Source organism: Bacillus sp. LL01 (genome assembly GCF_001037965.1).
Map to the genome: position 1 here is coordinate 1 of NZ_LFEL01000203.1, position 3,862 is coordinate 3,862.

General features: G+C 39.0%; 4 protein-coding genes. 2 read left to right on the plus strand and 2 right to left on the minus strand.

The genetic code is table 11. From position 1 onward, the window contains the following. Both adh and AB685_RS27930 read left to right on the plus strand, forming a co-directional pair. The coding region (adh, locus tag AB685_RS27925) for an aldehyde dehydrogenase (protein ID WP_047973867.1) at positions 1-1,037 on the plus strand (1,037 nt) is incomplete at its 5' end. A gap of 20 nt (positions 1,038-1,057) precedes the next feature. Next, the gene (locus tag AB685_RS27930) at positions 1,058-1,414 is read left to right on the plus strand and encodes a DUF779 domain-containing protein (protein WP_047973868.1); all 357 of its coding nucleotides are present in this window, start codon (positions 1,058-1,060) and stop codon (positions 1,412-1,414) included. 46 nt (positions 1,415-1,460) lie between these two features. On the opposite strand, the gene AB685_RS27935 is transcribed toward AB685_RS27930, so the two are convergent. Both AB685_RS27935 and AB685_RS27940 read right to left on the minus strand, forming a co-directional pair. Then, positions 1,461-2,768 (minus strand): ATP-binding protein, encoded by a 1,308-nt coding sequence (locus tag AB685_RS27935; RefSeq protein WP_047973869.1) that lies wholly within the window; start codon positions 2,766-2,768, stop codon positions 1,461-1,463. Positions 2,769-2,922: 154 nt separating this feature from the next. Beyond that, positions 2,923-3,862, minus strand: a 940-nt coding sequence (locus tag AB685_RS27940) for an ABC transporter ATP-binding protein (RefSeq protein ID WP_047973870.1), incomplete at its 5' end; no start/stop codon positions are given.

Sequence of the window (3,862 nt, forward strand, 5' to 3'; positions counted from 1 at the left end):
TCCCTTGGAATTTCCCGATTCTCATGGCTACATGGAAATTGGCTCCAGCACTTGCAGCAGGTAACTGCGTTGTTCTTAAGCCAGCTGAACAAACACCTGTTTCGATCTTTGTATTATTAGAATTAATTGAAGACCTCCTGCCAAAAGGCGTATTAAATGTCGTCAATGGTTTTGGCGTAGAAGCTGGGAAGCCACTCGCACAAAGCAACCGAATTGCTAAAGTTGCCTTCACAGGCGAAACGACTACTGGTCGCCTCATTATGCAATACGCTTCAGAGAACATCATACCAGTCACGTTAGAGCTTGGGGGGAAATCACCTAATATCTTCTTCTCTGACATTATGRATAAAGATGATGCATTCTTAAATAAAGCGGTGGAAGGCTTTGTCATGTTCGCACTAAACCAAGGGGAAGTTTGTACATGCCCATCTCGTGCACTAATTCATGAGTCTATCTATGATGAATTTATGGAACGTGCGATTGCTAGAGTAAAAGAAATTAAGACTGGAAATCCACTTGACCCAGATACGATGATGGGTGCACAAGCTTCACAAGAACAATTAGAAAAGATCCTATCTTATTTAGATATCGGCAAACAAGAAGGTGCAACTTGTTTAACAGGCGGTGCTCGTAATCAGTTGGAGGGCGATCTTGAAAATGGCTATTACGTCCAACCAACCGTCTTTGCTGGTAAAAATGATATGCGTATTTTTCAAGAAGAAATTTTTGGTCCAGTGGTGTCTGTGACGACGTTTAAAGATGATGCTGAAGCCTTAGCCATTGCCAATGATACGCTTTATGGATTAGGAGCTGGTGTGTGGTCTAGAAATATTAACACTGCTTACCGTTTCGGTCGTGAAATTCAAGCAGGACGTGTTTGGACAAACTGCTACCATGCTTACCCTGCTCATGCTGCGTTTGGCGGCTACAAAAAATCAGGAATCGGAAGAGAGAATCACAAGATGATGCTCAGTCACTACCAACAAACGAAGAATATGCTTGTAAGTTATAGTGAGGATGCACTTGGATTCTTTTAAACAAGAATGGAGGGGTACAGATGGTTGAACGAGTCGTCGCAACCGATGCAACACTAGAATTTATTAACCATCTAAAAAAAATTCATGGTCCTTTAATGTTTCACCAGTCTGGTGGGTGCTGTGATGGAAGCTCTCCGATGTGCTACCAAGAAGGTGAACTCCGTGTTGGAGAGCAAGATGTTCTTCTTGGTCATATAGGCGAATCCCCCTTTTATATTGCAAAGGATCAATATGCCTATTGGAAGCATACACAGCTTATTATTGATGTCGTCGCAGGCCGCGGAGGWATGTTTTCTCTTGAAGGTCCAGAAGGAAAACGATTTTTAACCCGTTCACGAGTGTTCACGCCAGAAGAGAGAAAAGAATTAGGACTATAAACCAAAGAAAGAGGGGCTGGACATGGAGCCCAACCCCTTTTTTCTACTAGATTACTTTTCTATTCTTGTCTTTAAAAGTATGGATCGATGAGGTTTCGTCTCTTCTTATAGGTAAAGAAATAGACACGGTTGTACCAACGAACTCCTTACTTTGATAAGAGACCGTCCCTCCCATCGCTTCAATAATACGAATCGAAACCATCGTTCCAAGTCCAGTTCCCTTGTCCTTTGTCGTATAAAAAAGAGTTCCTATTCTACTCAATTCTTCTTTATTCATCCCTTTTCCAGTATCAGAAATATGAATCATAACTAGATCTGATGACTTCTGAACGACTAATGTAACATTTCCTCCATTAGGAGTGGCTTCTATAGCGTTTTTAACAAAGTTAACTAATGCTTGTTTTAATTGATTTCGGTCAACTCTAACCAAGAGATGATCACTAATTTCGACTAATTCGTTTAAATGAACGCCATCCTTAATAGCATACGGATGTAAGAGCGCAAGAATTTCATGAATATTCTCGAGTAATTTCACATCTTCCACACTCTTTAATTCCGGCTTAGCAAAGTTCAAGTAATCATTAATGATGTTTTCCGCTCTCCCTAGTTCATTTAATACTAATGAATAGTATTGTTGACTTGAATCCTTATTTTCCTCTTTCATTAACTGCAAAAACCCCTTCACAACTGTAAGAGGATTTCGAACCTCATGAGCAATAGAAGCAGCAAGCCCAGCTAACGTATTAAACTTTTCTGCTCGTATAATTTCTTCTTGCATCCGTTTTTTTTCATTAATCGCTTCATGCAATAATGTAATAAAACCAGCTGCAATCATAATTACGATTACATAATAAAATAAATAACGACCTAAAACAGACTCGTCAAAAAAGTGTAAGACTTCTTCCCGTATGAGCAGACTGACAATTGAAATTTGAATCACTACGGGTACTAATGACAGAATAATAGCAATAAGCGTTCTTCTCCATTTTGATAATATATTTTGATATTTAGTTTGAACGAAAAAGGCAGTGAGGGCAGCAGATGTAATACACACATAAGCAAATACTAGATGGTCTCCTCCCATTATTGTTCGTGTAATCATTACTGTTGCAAAGACCAGCCAACCCGTTTTCATTCCTCCATATAAAAAGGCACATACAACAATAACATAACGAAGGTCCCAATACAGTCCAAACGTTTGATAGGAAAAAACAATACATAGCACACCTGCAATACCATAARACACCGTCAAAAACGGGAACCTGGGTTCTTTCTTACCATTTGAAATAACGCTATAAACAAGTACCGGAGATAACACAATAAGCACTTGAAGTAACAATTTTTCGATTATCATCTCTCAAATCTCCTAATTTTTTCTCTTTTCGTACATTCGACAAAGACTGATTGATTCCTCTCATTTTTATTACACATCTTTCGACAAAGTTCGTAAATGATTCATTTTTCATGCTGAAAAAGCTATGTAAGGAAGGACCTACATAGCTTTTCGTTTATTGTTCTACTCCATCATATAATTTTTGGTAGAATCCTTTTTTCACCGATAGTTGATGATGAGTCCCTCGTTCGATAATCTTTCCATCAACAAGAACTAGAATTTGGTCGGCATTCTCAATCGTATTCAATCTATGAGCAATGACGAAGCTTGTTCTACCTTTCATTAAGCGTCTGAGGGCCTCTTGGATTTTCAATTCTGTAACCGTGTCTATGCTACTAGTTGCTTCATCTAAAATCAAAAGTGATGGGTCAGCTAATAGTGCTCTGGCAATAGATAATAATTGTTTTTGACCTTGACTGATTCCACTTCCATCTTGAGAGAGGCTTGTCTCATATTGGTCTTTAAGCCGCATAATAAAGGAATGCGCATTTGCCTCTTTAGCAGCTGCCTCTACTTCTTCATCTGTGGCGTCTAATTTACCGTAGCGGATGTTCTCCCGAATCGTTCCTTCAAACAAAAAAGGATCTTGAAGCACATAGCCCATCTGACTTCGCAATTCTTCTCTTTTAAAGGCGTTAACATTTTCTCCTTCAAAAAGAACCTCACCTCCATTTGCATCATAAAATCGTGAAATCATATTAATGATCGTTGTTTTTCCAGCCCCAGTAGGCCCGACAAAAGCAACCGTTTCACCAGCACTTGCCCTAAAACTTATATCATCAATGATTTTTCCACTAGAATCATATGAAAATGAAACATGTTTAAATTCCACATTTCCTTTTAATACCGGAGCTCTCCTATTGTTTTGATGGTCCTTCTCAATTGGTTCATCAATCATTTGAAAAACGCGCTCTGCCCCTGCAACAGCAGATAAAAGCGTGTTAAATTGGTTGGCTAAATCATTTAACGGACGCGTAAATTGTCTCGCATACTCAGCAAATATAACAATCACACCAATTGTAATCGCATCTTGAAGCACCAATATGCCCCCAACC